At 70.4% G+C, this 19,049-nt stretch carries 16 protein-coding genes; 11 read left to right on the top strand and 5 right to left on the bottom strand.

All coding sequences use genetic code 11. The features are described from left to right. Positions 1-34 precede the first annotated feature (34 nt). The 5 genes from ald (at position 35) to PUT80_RS11680 (ending at position 6,352) form a co-directional block, all read left to right on the top strand. Positions 35-1,150: an alanine dehydrogenase gene (gene ald, locus PUT80_RS11700; RefSeq protein ID WP_037814379.1), complete on the top strand. Its 1,116-nt coding sequence runs from the start codon at positions 35-37 to the stop codon at positions 1,148-1,150. Between the two features lie 96 nt (positions 1,151-1,246). Then, the gene (locus PUT80_RS11695) at positions 1,247-2,710 is read left to right on the top strand and encodes a PLP-dependent aminotransferase family protein (RefSeq protein ID WP_037814380.1); all 1,464 of its coding nucleotides are present in this window, start codon (positions 1,247-1,249) and stop codon (positions 2,708-2,710) included. 308 nt (positions 2,711-3,018) lie between these two features. Beyond that, on the top strand, positions 3,019-4,683 hold the full coding sequence (locus PUT80_RS11690) for an amidohydrolase (RefSeq protein WP_275291923.1): 1,665 nt from the start codon (positions 3,019-3,021) through the stop codon (positions 4,681-4,683). Continuing rightward, positions 4,680-4,913 (top strand): DUF3311 domain-containing protein, encoded by a 234-nt coding sequence (locus PUT80_RS11685; RefSeq protein WP_037814381.1) that lies wholly within the window; start codon positions 4,680-4,682, stop codon positions 4,911-4,913. The genes PUT80_RS11690 and PUT80_RS11685 overlap by 4 nt, the downstream gene beginning before the upstream one ends. Further along, positions 4,913-6,352: a sodium:solute symporter family protein gene (locus PUT80_RS11680; protein WP_275291922.1), complete on the top strand. Its 1,440-nt coding sequence runs from the start codon at positions 4,913-4,915 to the stop codon at positions 6,350-6,352. Before PUT80_RS11685 ends, PUT80_RS11680 begins: the two co-directional genes overlap by 1 nt. On the opposite strand, the gene PUT80_RS11675 is transcribed toward PUT80_RS11680, so the two are convergent. From PUT80_RS11675 to PUT80_RS11665, 3 genes are read right to left on the bottom strand one after another with little or no spacing between them, the layout of a single operon-like run. After that, on the bottom strand, positions 6,349-8,031 hold the full coding sequence (locus PUT80_RS11675; protein WP_275291921.1) for a cobalt chelatase: 1,683 nt from the start codon (positions 8,029-8,031) through the stop codon (positions 6,349-6,351). The genes PUT80_RS11680 and PUT80_RS11675 overlap by 4 nt on opposite strands. Then, positions 8,028-8,972, bottom strand: coding sequence for an AAA family ATPase (locus tag PUT80_RS11670; RefSeq protein WP_037814384.1), 945 nt, complete (start codon positions 8,970-8,972; stop codon positions 8,028-8,030). Before PUT80_RS11670 ends, PUT80_RS11675 begins: the two co-directional genes overlap by 4 nt. Before the next feature lie 13 nt (positions 8,973-8,985). Continuing rightward, positions 8,986-9,831, bottom strand: coding sequence for an IclR family transcriptional regulator (locus PUT80_RS11665; RefSeq protein ID WP_037814385.1), 846 nt, complete (start codon positions 9,829-9,831; stop codon positions 8,986-8,988). Positions 9,832-9,976: 145 nt separating this feature from the next. Here PUT80_RS11665 and xsc point away from each other — a divergent pair, with 145 nt between their 5' ends. The 5 genes from xsc to PUT80_RS11640 all read left to right on the top strand — a co-directional run bounded on the left by xsc (position 9,977) and on the right by PUT80_RS11640 (position 16,678). Further along, positions 9,977-11,785 carry a sulfoacetaldehyde acetyltransferase gene (gene xsc, locus PUT80_RS11660; protein WP_037814386.1) on the top strand — a complete coding sequence of 603 codons (1,809 nt, stop codon included), beginning with the start codon at positions 9,977-9,979 and terminating at the stop codon, positions 11,783-11,785. Between the two features lie 169 nt (positions 11,786-11,954). Further along, positions 11,955-13,319: an aspartate aminotransferase family protein gene (locus PUT80_RS11655; protein ID WP_037814387.1), complete on the top strand. Its 1,365-nt coding sequence runs from the start codon at positions 11,955-11,957 to the stop codon at positions 13,317-13,319. 295 nt (positions 13,320-13,614) lie between these two features. Next, the gene (locus tag PUT80_RS11650) at positions 13,615-14,979 is read left to right on the top strand and encodes an amino acid permease (protein WP_051729058.1); all 1,365 of its coding nucleotides are present in this window, start codon (positions 13,615-13,617) and stop codon (positions 14,977-14,979) included. Positions 14,980-15,171: 192 nt separating this feature from the next. Continuing rightward, positions 15,172-15,918, top strand: a complete 747-nt coding sequence (locus PUT80_RS11645) for a sulfite exporter TauE/SafE family protein (protein ID WP_037814389.1) — start codon at positions 15,172-15,174, stop codon at positions 15,916-15,918. Positions 15,919-15,958: 40 nt separating this feature from the next. Then, positions 15,959-16,678 carry a sulfite exporter TauE/SafE family protein gene (locus tag PUT80_RS11640; protein ID WP_134666216.1) on the top strand — a complete coding sequence of 240 codons (720 nt, stop codon included), beginning with the start codon at positions 15,959-15,961 and terminating at the stop codon, positions 16,676-16,678. A 30-nt stretch (positions 16,679-16,708) separates the two neighbouring features. Here the strand turns inward: PUT80_RS11640 and PUT80_RS11635 are convergent, their stop codons facing one another. Next, on the bottom strand, positions 16,709-17,098 hold the full coding sequence (locus tag PUT80_RS11635; RefSeq protein ID WP_275291920.1) for a GMC family oxidoreductase: 390 nt from the start codon (positions 17,096-17,098) through the stop codon (positions 16,709-16,711). 216 nt (positions 17,099-17,314) lie between these two features. On the opposite strand from PUT80_RS11635, the gene PUT80_RS11630 reads away from it, so the two are divergent. Then, positions 17,315-17,725, top strand: coding sequence for a peptidase inhibitor family I36 protein (locus tag PUT80_RS11630; protein ID WP_037814400.1), 411 nt, complete (start codon positions 17,315-17,317; stop codon positions 17,723-17,725). Between the two features lie 55 nt (positions 17,726-17,780). Here PUT80_RS11630 and PUT80_RS11625 read toward each other — a convergent pair whose 3' ends face one another. Continuing rightward, positions 17,781-18,914 carry a HoxN/HupN/NixA family nickel/cobalt transporter gene (locus tag PUT80_RS11625; RefSeq protein WP_275291919.1) on the bottom strand — a complete coding sequence of 378 codons (1,134 nt, stop codon included), beginning with the start codon at positions 18,912-18,914 and terminating at the stop codon, positions 17,781-17,783. Between the last annotated feature and the right edge of the window lie 135 nt (positions 18,915-19,049).

Genomic DNA, 19,049 nt, shown 5'->3' with positions numbered 1-19,049 from the left:
CGACCGCACCAGACACGGCAGATGGGAGCAGGCGATGAAGATCGGTGTGCCTCGCGAGGTCAAGAACCACGAATACCGGGTGGCGGCGACGCCGGCCGGAGTACACGAGTTCACCTCGGCCGGCCACGAGGTCTTCGTGGAACGCGGGGCGGGCGAAGGCTCGTCGATCCGCGACGAGGACTACACGGCCGCCGGCGCGAAGCTGCTCGACCAGGCGGACGACGTGTGGGGCACCGCGGACCTGGTGCTGAAGGTCAAGGAACCGGTCGCCGAGGAGTACCACCGGCTGCGTTCGGACCAGCTGCTGTTCACCTACCTGCACCTCGCCGCGAGCGAGCCCTGCACCAAGGCCCTGCTCGACGCGGGCACCACCTCGGTGGCCTACGAAACGGTCCAGCTGCCCAACGGCTCCCTCCCGCTGCTGTTCCCGATGAGCGAGGTGGCCGGACGGCTGGCCCCGCAGGTCGGCGCGCAGACCCTGATGCGCGTCAACGGCGGGCGCGGCGTGCTGATCGGCGGCGTCTCGGGGGTGCCGCCGGCCCGCGTGGTCGTGCTGGGCGCGGGCGTCGCCGGGATGAACGCGGTCGCGGTCGCGGCCGGGACCTGGGGCGACGTCGTGCTGTTCGACAAGAACGTCGACAAGCTGCGCGCCGCCGACCGGATGTACCAGGGCCGCATCCGCACCGCCGCGGCGAACTCGTACGCGATCGAGCAGGCGGTGCTCGAGGCCGACCTGGTGATCGGCGCGGTCCTCGTCCCCGGCGCGAAGGCCCCGAGCCTGGTGTCCAACGAGACGGTCTCGCGGATGAAGCCGGGCAGCGTGCTCGTGGACATCTCGATCGACCAGGGCGGCTGCTTCGAGGACTCGCGTCCGACGACGCACGCCGACCCGACCTTCCGGGTGCACGAATCGGTGTTCTACTGCGTGGCCAACATGCCGGGCGCGGTCCCGCACACCTCCACGCACGCGCTCACCAACGTCACGCTCCCCTACGCGCTCGAAATCGCGAACAAGGGCCTCCGCACCGCGGTCCAGGACACGCCCGAACTCCGCGGCGGCGTGAACACCGTGGCCGGGGCGCTGACCTACGAGCCGGTCGCCGTCGCGCACGGCCTGCCGTTCACCGACGTCGCCGACGCGCTGGCCTGAGCCTGCCCGGCGCAGCGCGGCGGGGTGGGAAAACCGGCCACTGCGAGTTACGTTTCAGCCCACCCCGCTGCACGCCGGCCACTTGGGAGAACGCACGTGCCACGCACGCTGATCGAGATCGACCGCTCGTCGGACGAACCGCTGTACCGCCAGGTCCGGCGGGCGATCGAGCACGGCATCGCCATCGGCACGTTCGACCCGGCCCGCCGGCTGCCCAGCTCGCGGGAACTGGCCGTCGAGCTGGGCGTTTCCCGCAACACGATCAACCTCGCCTACCAGGAGCTGGTCGCCGAGGGCTACGTGGAAAGCCGCGAGCGCAGCGGGCTGTTCGTCAACACCGAGATGCGCCCGCACTGCGCGGTGGAGGAACGGGACACCGAATCGCGGATCGACTGGGCGGCCCGGGTGCGCCGGTTCCCGGACGCCGGCGTCGCGCACATCGAGAAACGCACCGACTGGGCGAGCTATCCGTACCCGTTCCTCGCCGGGCAGGTCGACATCACCGCGTTCCCGGCCCGGTCGTGGACGCGCTGCCTCCGCGACGCCCTCTACCGTCCGCACGTCTTCCACAGCCTGCAGGACAGCGTCGGCTCCGACGACCCGATGCTGGTCGAGATGGTCTGCCGCCAGCTGCTCACCACCCGCGGCATCGAGGCGGACCCGGACGAGGTGCTGATCACCGTCGGCTCGCAGCAGGGCCTCGACCTGCTCGGCCGCGTGCTGCTCGGACCGGACCAGGTCGTCGCCATCGAAAACCCCGGCTACCTCGACGCGCGGCACATCTTCCTCCGCACCGGCGCCCGCGTGACCGGGATCGACGTCGACTCGCGCGGCCTGCAACCGCCCGAATCGCTCGACGGGGTCGACCTCCTCTACCTCACCCCGAGCCACCAGCACCCGACCAACGCGACCCTCAGCATCGGCCGCCGCCGCCAGCTGCTCACCCAGGCCGCCGCGTCCGGCACCGTGGTGGTCGAAGACGACTACGACAGCGAATTCCGCTACCAGGGCAGCCCGACCCCGGCGTTGAAGGCGCTCGACAACACCGGCGACGCCGTCTACCTCGGCACCTTCTCCAAGTTCCTCTCCCCCGGCCTGCGCCTCGGCTACCTGGTCGGGCCGCGCGAACTGGTGCGCGCGCTGCGCGAGGCCCGCCGGTACGTCCTGCGCCACCCGCCGGGCCAGCTGCAACGGGCGCTGGCGCTGCTCATCGAAAGCGGCGAGTACCACCGCTCCCTGCGCCGCTACCGCACGAAGCTGATGCGCAAGTGGACCGCCACCACCGCCGCGGTCGCCGAGTATCTGCCGTGGGCGCAGGGCCCGTACCCGCCCGGCGGCGTCAGCCTGTGGATGACCGGGCCGTCCGAACTGGACTGCCGGGTCCTGGTGGAGCGCGCGGAGGAACTGGGCATCCTCATCGAACCGGGCGACATCTTCTTCCTCGGCGACGACCCGCCCCGCAACCACTTCCGCATCGGCTTCTCCGCCACCCCGCCGTCCGCGATCGACCCGGGCATCCGGCTGCTCGGCGACCTGTGCCGGGAGCTGCTGGACAGCTGACTCGCCCATGTCGAAGCGACCGGCGGGACGGGTTGCCTCTCCCGGGGCCGACGCGGACGGCGGGAGCGGGGTGGGTCGTACGTGAGGGCCACCCTGAGGGAATCAGATTCCCTCAGGGTGCCCCTCACGTACTCGCAGAAATGCCCCCCACGCTCCCGGCACCGACCCTGCGTTCCTCACGCGCCGGGAGGCAACCCCCGGCAGCCGCGCTGGCTGGCACCATGCGCGCGCAGCTTTCTGGACCTGTTCGCAGGCCAGCTCCCCCGGCACTGTCTTGGGGCAGGACACGTGGACAAGGAGGTCCCATCGTGGGCGAACCCGCGGTATCCGCTCGTCCGGCCCCCGACCTGGTGGTGCTCGGGGGCACGGTGCTGACCCTGGACCGAGGCGGGACGCGGGCCTCCGCGCTCGCCGCCCGCGACGGCCGGATCGCCGAGATCGGCGACGACCGTTCGATCGCCGCTCTCGCCGGTCCCGGAACGACCGTGCTCGACCTGGCCGGGCGCACCGTCGTCCCGGGTTTCGTGGAGTCGCACAACCATCCCTCGTTCTTCGGCATGGCGCTGGCCGCCCCGGTCGACGCCGGAAGCCCGCCCAACGACCGGATCAGCGACATCGCCGACCGCGTCCGGCAGGCGGCGCGCGACTTCGGCCCCGGCGAATGGATCAAGGGTTTCCGTTACGACGACACGCTTCTCGCCGACAACCGGCACCCCACCCGGCACGACCTGGACCCGGCTTCGCCGCGGAACCCAGTCCTGCTCACCCACGTGACCGGACACTTCAGCGTGGCCAATTCCGCCGCACTGCGGGCCGTCGGCATCACCGCGGCCACGCCCGACCCGCCCGGCGGCGCCATCGCCCGCGACGAACGCGGCGAACCGACCGGCCTCCTCATCGAGACCGCGGCGTTCCTGGTCAACTCCGCGATGCCGTCGCAAGGCCCCGACGAACTGGCCGCGGCGCTCCAGCTCGCCGACGCCGAGTACCTGTGCAACGGCGTGACTTCGGTCCACGACACGGGAATCGGCCTCATCGGCGGCGAACAGGAACTCGCCGCGTACCGGATGCTCACCAGCGCCGGAAAGCTGCGCACCCGCATCCACGGCTACCTCTTCCACACCCTCCTGCCCGGCCTCGCCGAAGGCGCCCCGGAATCGCCGGACCCGTCCAATCCGGACGGCTTCACCATGAACGGCATCAAGATCGTCGCGGACGGCTCGATCCAGGGCCGCACCGGCTGCCTGGCCGAGGGCTACACCTGCGACCCCGACGAACACGGCATGATGCTGCTCGAACCGGACGAACTGTCCCGCCGCATCGCCGCCCTCGACGCAGCGGGCTGGCAGGTCGCCGTGCACGGCAACGGCGACGCCGCGATCGACGCCATCATCGACGGCTACGCCCGCCTCGGCGCGCCCGAAGGCACCGGCCGCCGCCACCGCATCGAACACTGCCAGACCGCCCGCGAGGACCAGCTCGACCGGATGGCCGAAAACGGCATCGCCGCGTCGTTCTTCATCAAGCACGTCTACTACTGGGGCGACCGGCACCGGGACGTTTTCCTCGGCCCGGAGCGGGCTCGCCGGATCAGCCCGCTCGCGTCGGCCCGCTCCCGCGGAATCCACTTCGGACTCCATTCCGACACCCCGGTCACGCCGGTGCCGCCGCTGGAAGGCATCTGGTGCGCCGTCGCCCGGCAAACCAGCAGCGGCCAGCTCCTCGGCCCGGAGCAGGCGATCGACGTCGAAGCCGCCCTGCGCGGGTACACCATCGACGCCGCGTACCTGGCCGGAGAGGAAGAGAGCAAGGGCAGCATCGAGGTCGGCAAGCTCGCCGACCTGATCGTGCTGTCCGAGGATCCGACCGCAGTGGACCCGAGCCGGATCCGGGACCTGACCGTCGACGCCACCGTGATCGGCGGACGGCTGGTCTGGCAACGCGATCCCGTCCCCGCCGGGGGTGCGCGATGATCCGGAGCTGGCCCAGCCTGTGCATCGGGCTCGGCATCCCCGCGGTGGCGGTCCTCGGCGGAATCCCGCTGGTGGCGGGTTCGCCCGCGACCGTAGCCGGGTTCCCGCTGGTGTTCTTCTGGATGTTCCTCTGCTTCCCGCTGACCACGCTGTGCCTGTGGATCAGCTGGCGGTTCTTCGACCGCAAGCACTACCCGGCGGACACGCCCGCGGCGAAGGAGGACCAGTAATGCTGATTCTCATTGTCGCCGTCGTGATGGGGCTGTCGATCCTGCTCGCGCTGTGGGCGGGCCGTTCGTCGCGCGGCGGCGGGATCTCCGAGTTCCTGGTCGGCGGCCGTTCGTTCCCGCCGTGGCTGCTGTACTTCCTGGCCGTCGGCGAGGTGTACAGCATCGGCACGATGATCGGCTTCCCGAGCGGCATCTACGCGCACGGCGCGAGCTACGGAATCTGGTTCCTCGGCTACATCCTGCTCGCCTATTCGCTGGGCTACTTCCTCGCCCCGCTGGTCTGGCGCGCGGCGCGCAAACACGACGCGATGACCGTCCCGGACGTCTTCGGCCGCCACTACGGCAGCCGGACGCTGGAGCTGATCACCTGCGTGACGATGCTGATCGCGCTCGTGCCGTGGGGCCAGTACCAGTTCATCGGCCTGCAAGTCGTGCTGAGCAACCTCGGGCTGAAACTGACGCCCGTGCAGTGCGTCATCCTGGCCGGGATCATCGCGTTCGCCTACATCGCCGTGTCCGGCATCCGCTCCCCCGCGTTCGTGTCGATCCTCAAGGACGCGTTCATGCTGCTCGGCGTGGTGCTCGTCGGCCTCGCCGCGGTGCTGGTCGCCGGCGGGACCTCCGGGGTGACCGGGCCGGAGGCGCTCGCCAGGGCACAGACCACGATGGGCGGCCAGGACCTCTGGTTCGCGATGACCACGATCCTGTTCCAGAGCGTGGTCTTCTACCTCGGCTTCGGCGGCGCGTACGTCTTCCCGGCGCGCTCCGAGCGGGCGGTGAAGAGTTCGACGGTGTGGATGCCGCTGTACATGCTCATCTACCCGTTCCTCGTCTTCGCCGCCTACTACGGCCTCAAGCAGCACCCCGGGCTGAAGAACCCGAACACGGTCTTCATGGTGACCGCGAAAGGCCTTCTCCCGGAACCGGTTCTGGGTCTGGTAGCCGCCGGTGCCGCGTTGTCCGGCGTGCTGGTGCTGTCCGCGACGGCGCTGGCGATCGGCGGCATGGTCAGCCGCAATCTGGCCCCGAACGTCCGGCCCGCGGCACAACGGCGCTGGACGGTCGTGGCGGTGGCGGTGTTCCTGGTGCTCGCCGCCGTGCTCACGCTGACCGCCTCGACGCTCATGCTCACCGTGCTGAACCTGACCTACAACCTGCTGGCCCAGGTCGTGCCGGGCTGGCTGGCGATCCTGTTCGCCCGGCGGGTGCGCACGGCCGCGATCGCGACCGGCATGGTGGTCGGCGTGGTGACCGCGGTCGTCCTGTACGCCACCGGCGTGACGCTCGGCGGCCTCAACACCGGTCTGGTGTCGATGGGCGTCAACCTGGTGATCGTCTTCGGCTGGAGCCTGCTCGCTCCGGGCAAGCAGCGATCGCCGATCGCCTTGGAGCGCAACGAACCCGCCGCGGTCCCGCCGGTCGCTCAACCGGCAGGCTAGCGGCGCGCCATCAGGTCGAGGATCTCGCGGAAGGCACGGAATCCCGTGCCTTCCGCGGCGTCCAGGGCCACACTGCGGCGGTAGTACGCGCTGAGATCGAGCCCGACCCCGATGCCGTACACCTCCGTCTCGCTCCGCTCCAGCCCGTCGGCCACCTGCACCAGATGCCGATCGAGGTACCGCTCCTCGTTGGCCAGCGCGGTCGCGCCGTCCATCGGGCTTCCGTCCGACAGCACGAAAACCAGCCGCCGCCGCACATCGCACGCCCGGGCCCGTTCAGCCGCCCACGCCAACGCCTCGCCGTCGATGCCTTCGCGGAACAGATCGGCTTTGAGCAACGCCGCGACATCCCGCCGCGCGCGCCGCCACGGGGTCGCCGCGTCCTTGAACACCAGGTGCCGGCGCTCATTGAGCCGCCCAGGGTGCTTCGGCCGCCCGGCGCGCATCCAGTCCCGCCGCGCCCGGCCGCCGTGCCAGGCACCGGTGGTGAAGCCCAGGATTTCGCAACTGGCCCCGGCGAGATCGAGCGCGCGAGCGAACAGATCGACCAGCACCGCGGCGGTTTCCCGGTGCGCCTTCATCGAACCCGAGCAGTCGATCAGGAAGGTGACCAGCACGTCGGCGACCGGTTCGGTCCGCTCGACCCGGAACACCCGATGGTCCCCGGGCGTCGCGATCAACCGCGCGAGAGCCCGGCCGTCGATCTGGCCCTCCTCCTGCGCACCGTCCCAGCCGGACCGTTCCGGCTCGGCGAGCACCGCCGTGAGTTCCCGCGCGAGCCGAGCCACGTTGACGCCCTGCTTCGCCACCCGGGCGTCGAGCCGTTCGCGCAACTCGCGCAGCAATTCCGGCCGCACCAACGGTCCCGCCCGGTCCTCGCGGTCGTAGTCGGTGGTGAAAACCCGGTACGACCCGGCCGCCACCGGTCCGTTGTGGTCGCCGAGGCCCGCAGTACCGCCTTCCTCGCTGCCGGTTTCGTCGTCGAAATCCAGCAGCAGCGCGTACGCCGCGCTGTCGTCTTCCTCGTCGTCGGCGTCCTCGGACTTCTCCGGCTCCAGCAACCCGGCGACCGCCTCGGCCAGCGCCCGCGCGTGCTCAGCGAATGCCGCCTGATCGGCCCGGTTCCGCCGAAGCCCGGCCAAGTGCGCACCGAGCATCGGCGCGATCGCCGCCCGGGTCGCCTCGATCAGATCCTCGGTCTCTTCCACGACCGGCTCGCCGGTGATCCGCGCCCGCGCGACCTGCGCGACGGTGTAAATCAACACGCCGCGCGCCGTCTCGGTCAGTCCATTGTGGTGCGCCGACAGCGACCAGCGTTCGTGCCGCCGCCGCACATTCGCCGTCACGCCGGGCAAACCAGCCGGAATCAGCGACTCGACCCGAAACTGCTCCAGCAGCTCGAACAGCAGCCGCTCGACACCGCCCTCGGGCCGCAACCGCTTGTGCAGCTCCCGATCCGACCGGCTCAGGTGCAGCGCCATCCCGTCCGCCGCACCGCGGAAGGACTGCACGTCCTCGTCTTCAGAACGCAGATGCGGTGCGGGCATCGGCACCGGACGGGTGCCGCGGTGCAAGCGCCCGCCCCGGAAATGCGCGTCCGGCGACCCGCTGACCGCCCGGATCGCCGCCGCGGACAGCTCTTCGACTTGCTGGCGCCGCCGGGTCTCGGGCGTGCTCACGCCGCGGCCAGCTCCAGGTCGAAGCAGCGCTGGAAGTACTCGGCGACGACCGGGCGTTCGGCCTCGTCGCATTTGTTGAGGAAGGTCAACCGGAACGCCAGCGCCGGATCGCCGAAGATCTCGCAGTTCTCCGCCCACGTGATGACCGTGCGCGGCGACATCAGCGCGGACAGGTCACCGGCCCGGAACCCCTCGCGGGTCAGCCCGGCGACCGCCACCATCGCTTCGGCGAACTGCTCGGTCGTCCGCGGCACCCGCGCCCGCACGATCGCCGCTTCCTCTTCCGGCGCCAGGTAATCCAGCGCGGCGACGATGTTCCACCGGTCGATCTGCGCGTGGTTGAGCCGCTGCACGCCGTGGTAGAGCCCGTTGAGATTGCCCAGCCCCACGGTGTTGGCGGTGGCGAACAGCCGGAATCCCGGATGCGGGCGCAGCACGGTGTTGCTGTCGATCAGGGTGAACTTGCCGTCCCGTTCGAGCAGCCGCTGGATGACGAACATGACGTCCGGCCGTCCCGCGTCGTACTCGTCGAGGATCAGCGCGGTCGGCCGCCGCAGCGCCCACGGCAGGATGCCTTCGCGGAATTCGGTGACCTGCTTGCCGTCGCGCAGCACCACCGCGTCCTTGCCGACGAGGTCGAGCCTGCTGATGTGGCCGTCGAGGTTCACCCGCAGGCACGGCCAGTTCAGCCGCGCCGCGACCTGTTCGACGTGCGTGGACTTGCCGGTGCCGTGCAAACCCTGCACGAGCACGCGCCGGTTGTGCGCGAACCCGGCCAGCAACGCGAGCGTCACGTCCGGGTTGAACCGGTAGGCCGGATCGATCTCGGGCACGTGCTCGCCGGGCTCGGAAAAGGCCGGGACGACCAGGCTCGAATCGATGCCGAACGCGTCGCGCACGGCGATCCGGGCGTCGGGACCGTTGCCGCACAACGGGTTCATCAGGGGACCTCCGTCAGGACGGGATGCTGTCGGCGTCGTCGGCCGAACCCTCGGCCTCGACCTCCTTGATCGCTTCGGCGGCCCGCTGCAACGCGGGAAGCGCCTGCAAAGCCTTGTCGGCGGTGAGCCGCATGACCGGGGCCTGCACCGCCACCGCCAGGTTGGACCGCCCGCTGCGGCTGGGGACCAGCACCGCCACGCACACGAGCCCGGGCAGGAATTCCTCGTCGTCGAGGGCGAATCCGTCGCGCCGGATGCGGGCGAACTCCTCCTCCAGCGCGTCGAGGTCGGTGACGGTCTTGGCGGTGTACTGCTTGAGCGGCGCGTGCGCGAGCAGCTTGCGCCGCTGCGCCGGGCTCATCTGGGAGAGAATGATCTTGCCGCTGGCCGAGCAGTGGATCGGCACGCGCGAACCCGGCCGCAGGTAGAACCGCAGCGGCTCGGGCGTCTCGACGCGGTCGAGGTAGACGATCTCGCTGCCGGAGAGCGCGGTGATGTTGCAGCTCTCCCCCAGCTCGTCGACCAGGTGGTTGAGCACCGCGCGCCGCGCTCCGTGGTGCGTCGCGTTGAGCAGCAGGTTCTCCGCGAGGCGGCGCAGCCGGTCGCCGGTGCCGTAATGCCGCCCGTCGGCCTGGCGCACGAGCAGGCCCGCGCCTTCCAGCTGCTGCAGCATCCGGTGCAGCGTCGGCTTCGGCAGGCCGGTCTCCTCGACCAGGCTCTGCAGCGTCACCAGCTGGTCCTTCGCCGCGATCAGCTCGAGCAGCGAGAACAGCCGCATGGTCGGGGTGTCTCCGTCGAGGCCCGCGCCGTCCGGCTCGCGCACGAGTTCCACGGCGCTGGTCTTCCGCAACTCACTCACGTTCCGAAAAGTAGCACATCCTGTCTCGTTTTCCAGCAACTGCCGGTTGACCTCCCGCGCGTGGCGTCCTATGGTCCATCGAGTTCAGCTTTTACGAACCTCACGTACCGAAAACCAAGACTTTCAGCGTCGAAGGAGTTCAACCATGGCGGAGAGGAAGACGGGCGACGGCCGCACCGTCGTCAGCGGAACGGCGAAGATGACCCCGTCGGAGGCCTTCGTCGAGACGATGGTGGCCAACGGCGTCACCGACATCTTCGGCATCATGGGCTCGGCGTTCATGGACGCGATGGACATCTTCGCGCCGGCAGGCATCCGGCTCGTCCCGGTCGTGCACGAGCAGGGCGCCGCGCACATGGCCGACGGCTACGCCCGGGTCAGCGGGCGCCACGGCGTCGTCATCGGGCAGAACGGCCCCGGCATCAGCAACTGCGTCACCGCGATCGCGGCGGCGTTCTGGGCGCACAGCCCGGTCGTGATGATCACGCCCGAGGCGGGCACCATGGGCACCGGGCTCGGCGGCTTCCAGGAGGCCAACCAGCTGCCGATGTTCCAGGAGTTCACCAAGTACCAGGCGCACGTCAACAACCCGAAGCGGATGGCCGAGTACACCGCGCGGGCCTTCGACCGGGCGCACGCGGAACTCGGCCCGACGCAGCTGAACATCCCGCGCGACTTCTTCTACGGCGAGATCGAGACCGAGATCCCCGAGCCGCAGCGGCTCGACCGCGGCCCCGGCGGCGAGAAGAGCCTCGCCCAGGCGGCCGAACTGCTGGCCACCGCCGAGTTCCCGGTGATCATCTCCGGCGGCGGGGTCGTCATGTCCGACGGCGTCGAGGAGGCCAAGGCGCTCGCCGAGCGGCTCGGCGCGCCGGTCGTCAACAGCTACCAGCACAACGACAGCTTCCCGGCCAGCCACCCGCAGTGGTGCGGCCCGCTCGGCTACCAGGGCTCCAAGGCCGCGATGAAGCTCATCTCGCAGGCGGACGTGGTGATCGCGCTCGGCACCCGGCTCGGGCCGTTCGGCACCCTGCCGCAGCACGGCATGGACTACTGGCCGAAGAACGCGAAGATCATCCAGATCGACGCGGACCACAAGATGCTCGGCCTGGTCAAGAAGATCACCGTAGGCATCTGCGGCGACGCGAAGGCCGCCGCCGCGGCGCTGACCGAACGCCTCGCCGACCGCACCCTCGCCTGCGACGCCACCCGCGGCGAGCGCGCCGACCGCACCAAGGCCGAGAAGGACGCGTGGGAGGAAGAACTCTCCGCGTGGACCCACGAGAAGGATCCCTACTCCCTCGACATGATCGCCGAGCAGGAGCAGGAGGAGGGCAACTGGCTGCACCCGCGCCAGGTCCTGCGCGAGCTGGAGAAGGCCATGCCGCCGCGGGTGATGGTCTCCACCGACATCGGCAACATCAACTCCGTGGCGCACAGCTACCTGCGCTTCGAGGAGCCGCGGTCGTTCTTCGCACCGATGTCCTTCGGCAACTGCGGTTACGCGCTGCCGACCATCATCGGGGCCAAGGCCGCCGCGATGGACCGGCCGGCGATCGCGTACGCCGGCGACGGCGCGTGGGGCATGAGCATGGGCGAGATCATGACCGCGGTGCGGCACGACATCCCGGTCACCGCCGTCGTGTTCCACAACCGCCAGTGGGGCGCGGAGAAGAAGAACCAGGTCGACTTCTACGACCGCCGGTTCGTCGCCGGAGAACTGGAAAGCGAGAGCTTCGCCGGGATCGCGCAGGCGATGGGCGCGGACGGCATCGTCGTGGACAAGCTCGAGGACGTCGGCCCGGCGCTGAAGAAGGCCGTGGACGCGCAGATGAACGAAGGCCGCACCACGGTCATCGAGATCATGTGCACCCGCGAGCTGGGCGACCCGTTCCGCCGCGACGCGCTGTCGAAGCCGGTGCGGTTCCTGGAGAAGTACCAGGACTACGTGTAATCCCCCGCTAGCGAGCCGACGAACCGGCCGGGCCCCGCGCCCGGCCGGTTTTTCGCGTCCGGGCCCCGATCTGGCCCCAGTGATCCGCCTCTTTCTGGCTCTGGGCGTGGACCAGAAAGATTGCGATCGTCGACACATTCCCGTTCTCGCACACACAGGAGGTCGCCAGGTGAACGTCACGGAGCTGCGGGCCACTGCCCGCCGACACCTCGGGCCGCACTTCACGCGCAAGGACACCTGGCAAAGCGAATTCCCGGTGTTCGTCCGCGGCGAGGGCAGCTATCTGATCGACACCGAGGGCCGCCGCCACCTCGACGGTCTCGCCGGGCTGTTCTGCGTCAACATGGGCCACGGCCGCGCGGACATCGCCAAGGCCGCGGCCGACCAGGTCGGCACCCTCGCCTACGCCAGCAACTGGGGCTCGGCGCACCCGCCGTCGATCGAGGCCGCCCGGATCATCGCCGACCTCGCCCCCGGCGACCTCGGCACCACGTTCTTCGTCAACTCCGGTTCGGAGGCGGTCGAGACCGCGCTGAAGTTCGTCCGGCAGTACCACCGCAGCCAGGGCGCCCCGGAGCGGACGAAGATCATCAGCCGCGAAATGGCCTACCACGGAACGACCATGGGCGCGCTGTCGGTCACCGGCCTGCCGAAGATCAAGGAGCCGTTCGGCCCGCTGCTGCCGGGCATCCGGCACGTCCCGAACACCCTCGGCTTCACCGGCGACTGCGGCCCGGCCGACCAGCTGGACTGCGTCCGCGCGATCGAGGCGGTCATCCTCGAGGAAGGCCCGGAGACGGTCGCCGCGGTCTTCGCCGAGCCGGTCCAGAACGGCCGGGGCGCGCTGGTCCCGCCGGAGGGCTACTGGCCGGCGCTGCGGGCGCTGTGCGACAAGTACGGCATCCTGCTCGTTTCGGACGAGGTGATCTGCTCGTTCGGCCGCCTCGGCCACTTCTTCGGCCACGGCCTCACCGGCGTGGTGCCGGACCTGATCACCTTCGCCAAGGGCTCCACCTCGGGCTACGCCCCGCTCGGCGGCGTGATCGTGCGCGAGCAGCTGGTCACCGAGCTGTACGACTCCCCCAAGGGCGGCGTGTTCACCCACGGCGCGACGTGGGGCGGCCACCCGGTGTCGACGGCCATCGCGGTCGCCAACATCAGCGCGATGCGCGACGAGAAGGTGCCCGAGCACGTCCTCTCCGAGGGTCCGAAGCTGCACGCCGCGCTGGAGTCGCTGAAGGACGCGCACCGCTGCGTCAAGGACGTCCGCGGCACCGGGTTCTTCTACGCGATCGAGCTGATGGCCGACCGCGACGGCGGCCGCGAGCTGACCGACCAGGAGTCGCTGCAGGTCCTGCGGGAGGTCCTGCCGGAGTCGTTCCGCCGCACCGGGGTCATCCTCCGCGGCGACGACCGGGGCGCGACCATGCTCATGATCTCGCCGCCGCTGGTGGCCGACACGGACGTGCTGGACGAGCTCCTGCACGGCGTCGACGGCATGCTCACCGACGTGGAGAAGGCGATCCAGCCCTGACGGATAGCGCCGGCGGGCGCTGGGTACCTCGTAGGACACGGGGCACCCGGCGCCCGTCGTGCTGTCCGGGGCCGGCTCGTTCTGGTCCCAGAGCATCGGTGGTATCTGGCTCTCGCAAAGGGACCTGTTCCTTTCTACGGTGACGGGAACCACACAGCAGCTCTCAGCGACATCGCGGCGGCGGCCGGCGCGGGGACATCGAGGTCCCCCGGCGCCGCCGGAAGGAGGAGACGTGGGTTCTGCACCGGAAACAGCCGCCGAGAGCGGTCTCAAACCGGGCCTCAAGCAACGCCACATGAATCTGATCGCACTCGGCGGCGTGATCGGCGCCGGCCTGTTCGTCGGAAGCGGCGTGGTCATCCAGTCGGCCGGGCCCGCGGCGGTGGTCTCGTTCCTGATCGCCGGGCTGATCACAGTGCTCATCATGCGGATGCTGGCCGAAATGACCGTCGCGCGGCCCGCGCTCGGCTCGTTCTACGTCTACGCCAGGGAGGCGATGGGCAACCGGGCCGGCTTCACCGTCGGCTGGATGTACTGGTACTTCTTCGTGATCGTGGTGGCCGTGGAAGCGGTCGCCGGCGGCCGGATCCTGCAGCTCTGGCTGCCGAACGTGCCGCTGTGGGTGCTGAGCCTCGGCCTCCTCCTGCTGCTCACCGCCACCAACCTGGTCTCCGCGCGCTCCTACGGCGAATTCGAGTACTGGTTTTCCTCGATCAAGGTCATCGCGATCCTCGTGTTCCTGGTGGTCGGCGCCCTGTACCTGTTCGGCGTCTGGCCCGGCTCGCACGGAGGCGTCGGGAACCTGGTCTCCCACGGCGGTTTCGCCCCCATGGGCATCGGCGCGGTGCTGGCCGCGGTCGTCCCCTGCGTCGGCTTCTACACCGGCGCCGAGATCGTCACCATCGCCGCGGCCGAGTCCGCCGAACCGCGCCGCGCGATCGCCAAGGCCATGCGCTCCATCGTGTTCCGCGTGGTCCTGTTCTACGTCGGCTCGGTCTTCGTGGTGGTCGCGGTCAAGGCCTGGAACGCCCCCGACACCGCCGTCAGCCCGTACGCGGCGGTCCTGGACGTGCTGGGCATCCCCGCCGTGGCGACGATCATGAACGCCATCGTGCTGACGGCCGTGCTGTCCTGCCTGAACTCGGCGCTGTACACGTCCTCGCGGATGCTGTTCGCCCTGACGCGCAACGGCGACGCCCCGAAGATGTTCACCAAACTGTCCCGCAGCGGCGTCCCCCGCCGGGCCATCATCGCCGGGACTGTCATCGGGTACGTGTCGGTGATCGCCGCGTACACCTCGCCGAACCTGATCTTCCAGTTCCTGGTGAACTCCTACGGCGCGGTCGCGCTGTTCGTGTACCTCGCCATCGCACTGGCCCAGGTCCGGCTGCGGAAGCGGCTGCAGAACACCGATCCGGGCGCGCTGAGCCTGAAGATGTGGCTGTTCCCGTGGCTGAGCTACGCCACGATCGCCTTGATGGCAGCGGTCATCCTGGCCATGGCGTTCCTGCCGACGACCCGCTCGCAGTTCTGGCTCAGCGCGGTGACGCTGGCGCTGATCCTGATCGCGTACCAGTTCCGGAAGCGCCGTCCGGCCGCTCCCGCGGCGGCGACGGAGACGGACTCATCGCGGGGAGAGGCGGGAGTCGCCTCGACCTGAGCTGCTCAGTCTGTGCGGGAAAGCCGGGCGGCCCCTCGACGGGGCCGCCCGGCTTTCCCGGCTGGCACCCCCCGATGCCGCGATTCTGGACCTACCGCCACGACCAGACGTCCCGCACAGTGGAGCGATCCGCCCGCGCCGTGGAGGTCTGATGCCGCACCCGTCCAGGGTCTTCGCTCCCCCGGGCCGCCGATGACCTTCTGGCAACTGTCCCCAGCTGCGATGGCGTTCGCCGTCGCCGCTCTGTTCGCCGGGGGCCTGATCCGCGGCTACTCCGGGTTCGGTGCGTCCCTGGTGTGGGTCAGCTGCCTCTGCCTGGTCCTGCCGCCTCCGGCCGTCGTCCCGAGCACGCTCCTGCTCGAAATAGCGTCCAGCGTGACCCTGCTGCCCAAGGCCTGGTCCGACGCCCACCGCCCCTCCGTCCGCTGGCTCCTGGCCGGCGCGCTCCTCGGGCTCCCCATCGGCATCTGGTTCCTCGCCGCGCTGCCCGAACGCGCCACGAGACTGACCGTCGGCCTGGTCGTCGGGCTCTCCGCACTGGCACTGGCCCTGAGCCGCCGAACCCGCCGCCTGCCCGGCCGCGGCGCGTGCGCGAGCATGGGCACCGCCTTCGGGGTCCTGAACGGCGCCTGCGGCATGGGCGGCCCGCCAGTCGTCCTGATGTACCTGGCGTCCCCGCTGCCGATGACGGTCAACCGCGCGAGCCTGGTCGTCTTCTTCCTGGCCGCGGACACCATGACAGTCGCCACCGCGGGCACCGGCGGCCTCCTCACCAGCGACGTCCTCCTGCAGACCGCGCTCTTCCTCCCCCTGGCTCTGGCCGGAGTCGCCGCCGGAAGCTGGCTGTACCGCCACGCCCGCGGCGACGCCCGCCGGATCGTGCTGGGACTCCTCGCGGTGCTTTCCCTTGCCCTGGTAGGCCAAGCGGTGGTCACATGACCCATTCCCCCGACTGCTCGCTCCCCCACCAGGCGGCCCCATGATCCTCGGCGCACTAGCCGTCGCCTTCGCCGGCTTCATCGGCGGCCTGACCGGATTCGGCGCTTCCCTGGTCGGCACGCCACTGCTGCTGCTCATCGGACTCCCGCTGCCGCAGGTGGTCGTGATCAACCTGATCACCACGATGATCACCCGGCTCGCCGTGCTCCACCGCGAACGCGACCACATCGCCTGGCGCCGCGTAGCCGTCCTAGGTGCCGCAAGCCTCCCCGGTGCCGCCGCGGGCGCCCTCACGCTGCACCTGCTGCAGCCGCACGCTCTCCGCATCCTGGCCGGCACCGTGGTCGTGCTCTCCGGCCTGCGCCTGCTCCTGCGCCCAACCCGCGACGCCCACCCGGCAACCCCCGCGAAGCAGACGATCGCCGGCCTGCTGGGCGGCTACCTCTCCACGACGACTTCGCTGAACGGCGCGCCCCCAGCCGTCCTGCTGGCCTCGGCGAAAGTCCCCCCGAGAACCTTCGTCGGCGACCTGGCGGGCTACTTCGTGGTGACCAACTGCCTGTCCCTGCTCCTCCTGGTCACCGCGGGCCAGTTCGACACCACGGACCTGGGCACCCGCCTGCCGGTCCTGGTCCTGGCCGCCCTGGCGGGCAACATCCTCGGCGGCCGCCTCATCGGCCGGGTCCCGCGCCTGGTGTTCGACCGGGCGATCGTGGGGCTGATCGTGACGTCCGGCGTGGTGACGATGATCAGCGCCTGACGGGCGTGAGCGGTTCCCCGCGCCGCCGCGCTAGAGGAGGCCGGGCAAGCCCTGGGGCGTCCCGGCGACCGACTTCGCGATCCGGAGCGCGTTCGCCGCGATCGTCAGTGCCGGGTTGACCGCCGCCGAGGACGGGAAGAACGACGAATCGGCGAGCCACAGGTTCTCCACGTCGTGGCTGCGGCACGAGGCGTCCAGGACGCTCGTCGCCGGGTCGGGGCCGGCGACCGCGGTGCCGCACATGTGGGAGTTGGTCTCGATCCCCATGCGCTGGGTGAACAGCAACGGGTATCCCGCTTTGCGCACCAGCCGCCGCATCCGGGCGACGAGTTCTCGGTGCGGCGCGACGTTGTTCGGCGTCCAGTCGACGACCGTCCGGCCGCCTTCGACCCGGACCCGGTTGTCCGTGATCGCGGCCACTGGTGGCTCGCCCAGACCGGCACGACCGCGCGCGTAGCCAGCAACGGCCTCGCCAACCGACACCGCTCGGTCCGGACCTCCTCCGCGGAGACGTGATCTTCATCGGGCTGACCTGCGGGAGGACAGCGCGAGGACGAGACGGGGACGGATCCCGGCAGCGTAGTGCTCGTCCGGTCGCCCGCTCCGGTGGCGACCGCTTCGAGGGGAGAAACCCACATGCCCACGATCCGCTCCGCAGTGGCTCTCGCGGCCGCCGTGGCCGGCGCCGCCGCCGGCACCGTCCTTGCCGCGGCCCCGGCCTCCGCGGCCACCGCGCCGTGCCCGGCCGGCTACTACTGCTTCTACCAGGACGCCAACTACAACCGCGGCACCACCGGCTGGCATCTCAACTACAACAGCACGCAGTCCGGGGACTTCAACAACCCGCCCGCGTCCAGCGGCAACAAGCGCAACCAGCTGTCGTCGATCATCAACAACGGCAACCGCACCATCTGCGTCTACAACGACGTCGTGCTCGCGCCCGACAAGCTGCTCATCAAGGTCCCGCCGTACGGGGACGTGCCGAACCTGGCCAACATCCCCGGCGCCAACGACAACGCCGACTACTGGAAGCTCAACGCCTGCTGATCCGGAACGCGGGAGCCCTTGCCGAGCAGGGGCTCCCGCGTCTTTCCCCAGCGGCTCAGCCCGGGCGATCCGATCCCTCTCCGCCAGCGGCCTCCGCACCGGCCGGGACCGGCCATCGCTCTTCGAGCCGCCCCAGTTTCCACACTCCGATCGCGATCGCCCAGCCGAGGACGAACACTCCGACGATCCCGAATCCCATCCGGTTCACGTCGAGTCCGGCGACCCAGTCCCAGAGCCCGCCGGTCAGCCCGAGCTTCTCCGCCAGTACCGACAGCAGTTCGACGGTGCCGATGAGCAGCGCGACCGCGACGGACAGGCCGGTGAGCGTCAGGTTGTAGTAGACCTTGCGCAGCGGCTGCGACAGCGCCCAGCCGTAGGCGTAGTTCATGAACGAGCCGTCGATGGTGTCGAGCAGCGACATGCCCGCCGCGAAGAGCACCGGCAGGCACATCACGGCGTACCAAGGGAGTCCGGCGCCCACGCTCGTGCCCGCCAGCACAAGCAGGGCGATTTCGCTGACCGTGTCGAAGCCGAGCCCGAACAGGATGCCAACCGGGTAGATCTGCCACGGCGCGGAGATCGCGCGCATCGTCCGGCGCAGGATCCGGGCGAGGAAACCGCGGTTCTCCAGGTGCGTGTCCAATGCCGCCTCGTCGCAGTCGCCCCGGCGCATCCGGCGGAAGACGCGCACGATCCCGGCGAGCACGACCAGGTTGACGATGCCGAGCAGCCACAGGAACCCGCCGGACACGACCGTGCCGATCAGGCCGCCGAACGTGCGCAGCGGCGACCCGTCGTCGGTCAGTTCGATGCCCAGCGTCCGGATCCCGGACGCGAGCAGCAGCGTCAGCACGACCACCACGGTGGAATGCCCGAGCGAGAACCAGAATCCCACCGAGAGCGGGCGTTTGCCCTCGGCGATCAGCTTGCGCGTGGTGTTGTCGATCGCGGCGATGTGGTCGGCGTCGAACGCGTGCCGCAGCCCGAGCAGATAGGCGGTCAGCCCGGTTCCCACGCCGAACACCCCCGCGCCGATCCGGTAGTGGCCGGGGACGACGAGCAGGAGCAGCACGCCCCAGCCCACGACGTGCAGCAGGGCGATGAACGCGGCCATCCCGCCGACGTGCGCCCGTTCCCGGCGCGACAGCCGGCGGCGCGCGGCGGGGCGGGTACTCGCGATCGACGTCATCGGGCATCACCTCGGGTTTCGGGCGCGGGCTGGTCCGCCGACCGACGATAGGTCGGCGCGGGCCCGGTTCTCGCCGTGCGATCGGGCGCGCCGCACCTGTCCGGGCGGGCAGGTACCGCGGACTCGCTCGGGGTC

The organism is Amycolatopsis sp. La24 (assembly GCF_029087445.1).
Classification (GTDB): domain Bacteria; phylum Actinomycetota; class Actinomycetes; order Mycobacteriales; family Pseudonocardiaceae; genus Amycolatopsis; species Amycolatopsis nivea.
Note: the sequence above shows the minus strand (reverse complement) of the source record. Positions and strands in the feature narration are given on the sequence as shown.

Bases quoted from the DNA above. Each gene is read 5' to 3' on its own strand.
- xsc (WP_037814386.1), top strand. From the start codon at position 9,977: ATGGCGGAGAGGAAGACGGGCGACGGCCGCACCGTCGTCAGCGGAACG.
- PUT80_RS11625 (WP_275291919.1), bottom strand. From the start codon at position 18,914: ATGACGTCGATCGCGAGTACCCGCCCCGCCGCGCGCCGCCGGCTGTCG.
- PUT80_RS11685 (WP_037814381.1), top strand. From the start codon at position 4,680: ATGATCCGGAGCTGGCCCAGCCTGTGCATCGGGCTCGGCATCCCCGCG.
- PUT80_RS11670 (WP_037814384.1), bottom strand. From the start codon at position 8,972: ATGAACCCGTTGTGCGGCAACGGTCCCGACGCCCGGATCGCCGTGCGC.
- ald (WP_037814379.1), top strand. From the start codon at position 35: ATGAAGATCGGTGTGCCTCGCGAGGTCAAGAACCACGAATACCGGGTG.
- PUT80_RS11640 (WP_134666216.1), top strand. From the start codon at position 15,959: ATGATCCTCGGCGCACTAGCCGTCGCCTTCGCCGGCTTCATCGGCGGC.
- PUT80_RS11645 (WP_037814389.1), top strand. From the start codon at position 15,172: ATGACCTTCTGGCAACTGTCCCCAGCTGCGATGGCGTTCGCCGTCGCC.
- PUT80_RS11650 (WP_051729058.1), top strand. From the start codon at position 13,615: ATGAATCTGATCGCACTCGGCGGCGTGATCGGCGCCGGCCTGTTCGTC.
- PUT80_RS11680 (WP_275291922.1), top strand. From the start codon at position 4,913: ATGCTGATTCTCATTGTCGCCGTCGTGATGGGGCTGTCGATCCTGCTC.
- PUT80_RS11630 (WP_037814400.1), top strand. From the start codon at position 17,315: ATGCCCACGATCCGCTCCGCAGTGGCTCTCGCGGCCGCCGTGGCCGGC.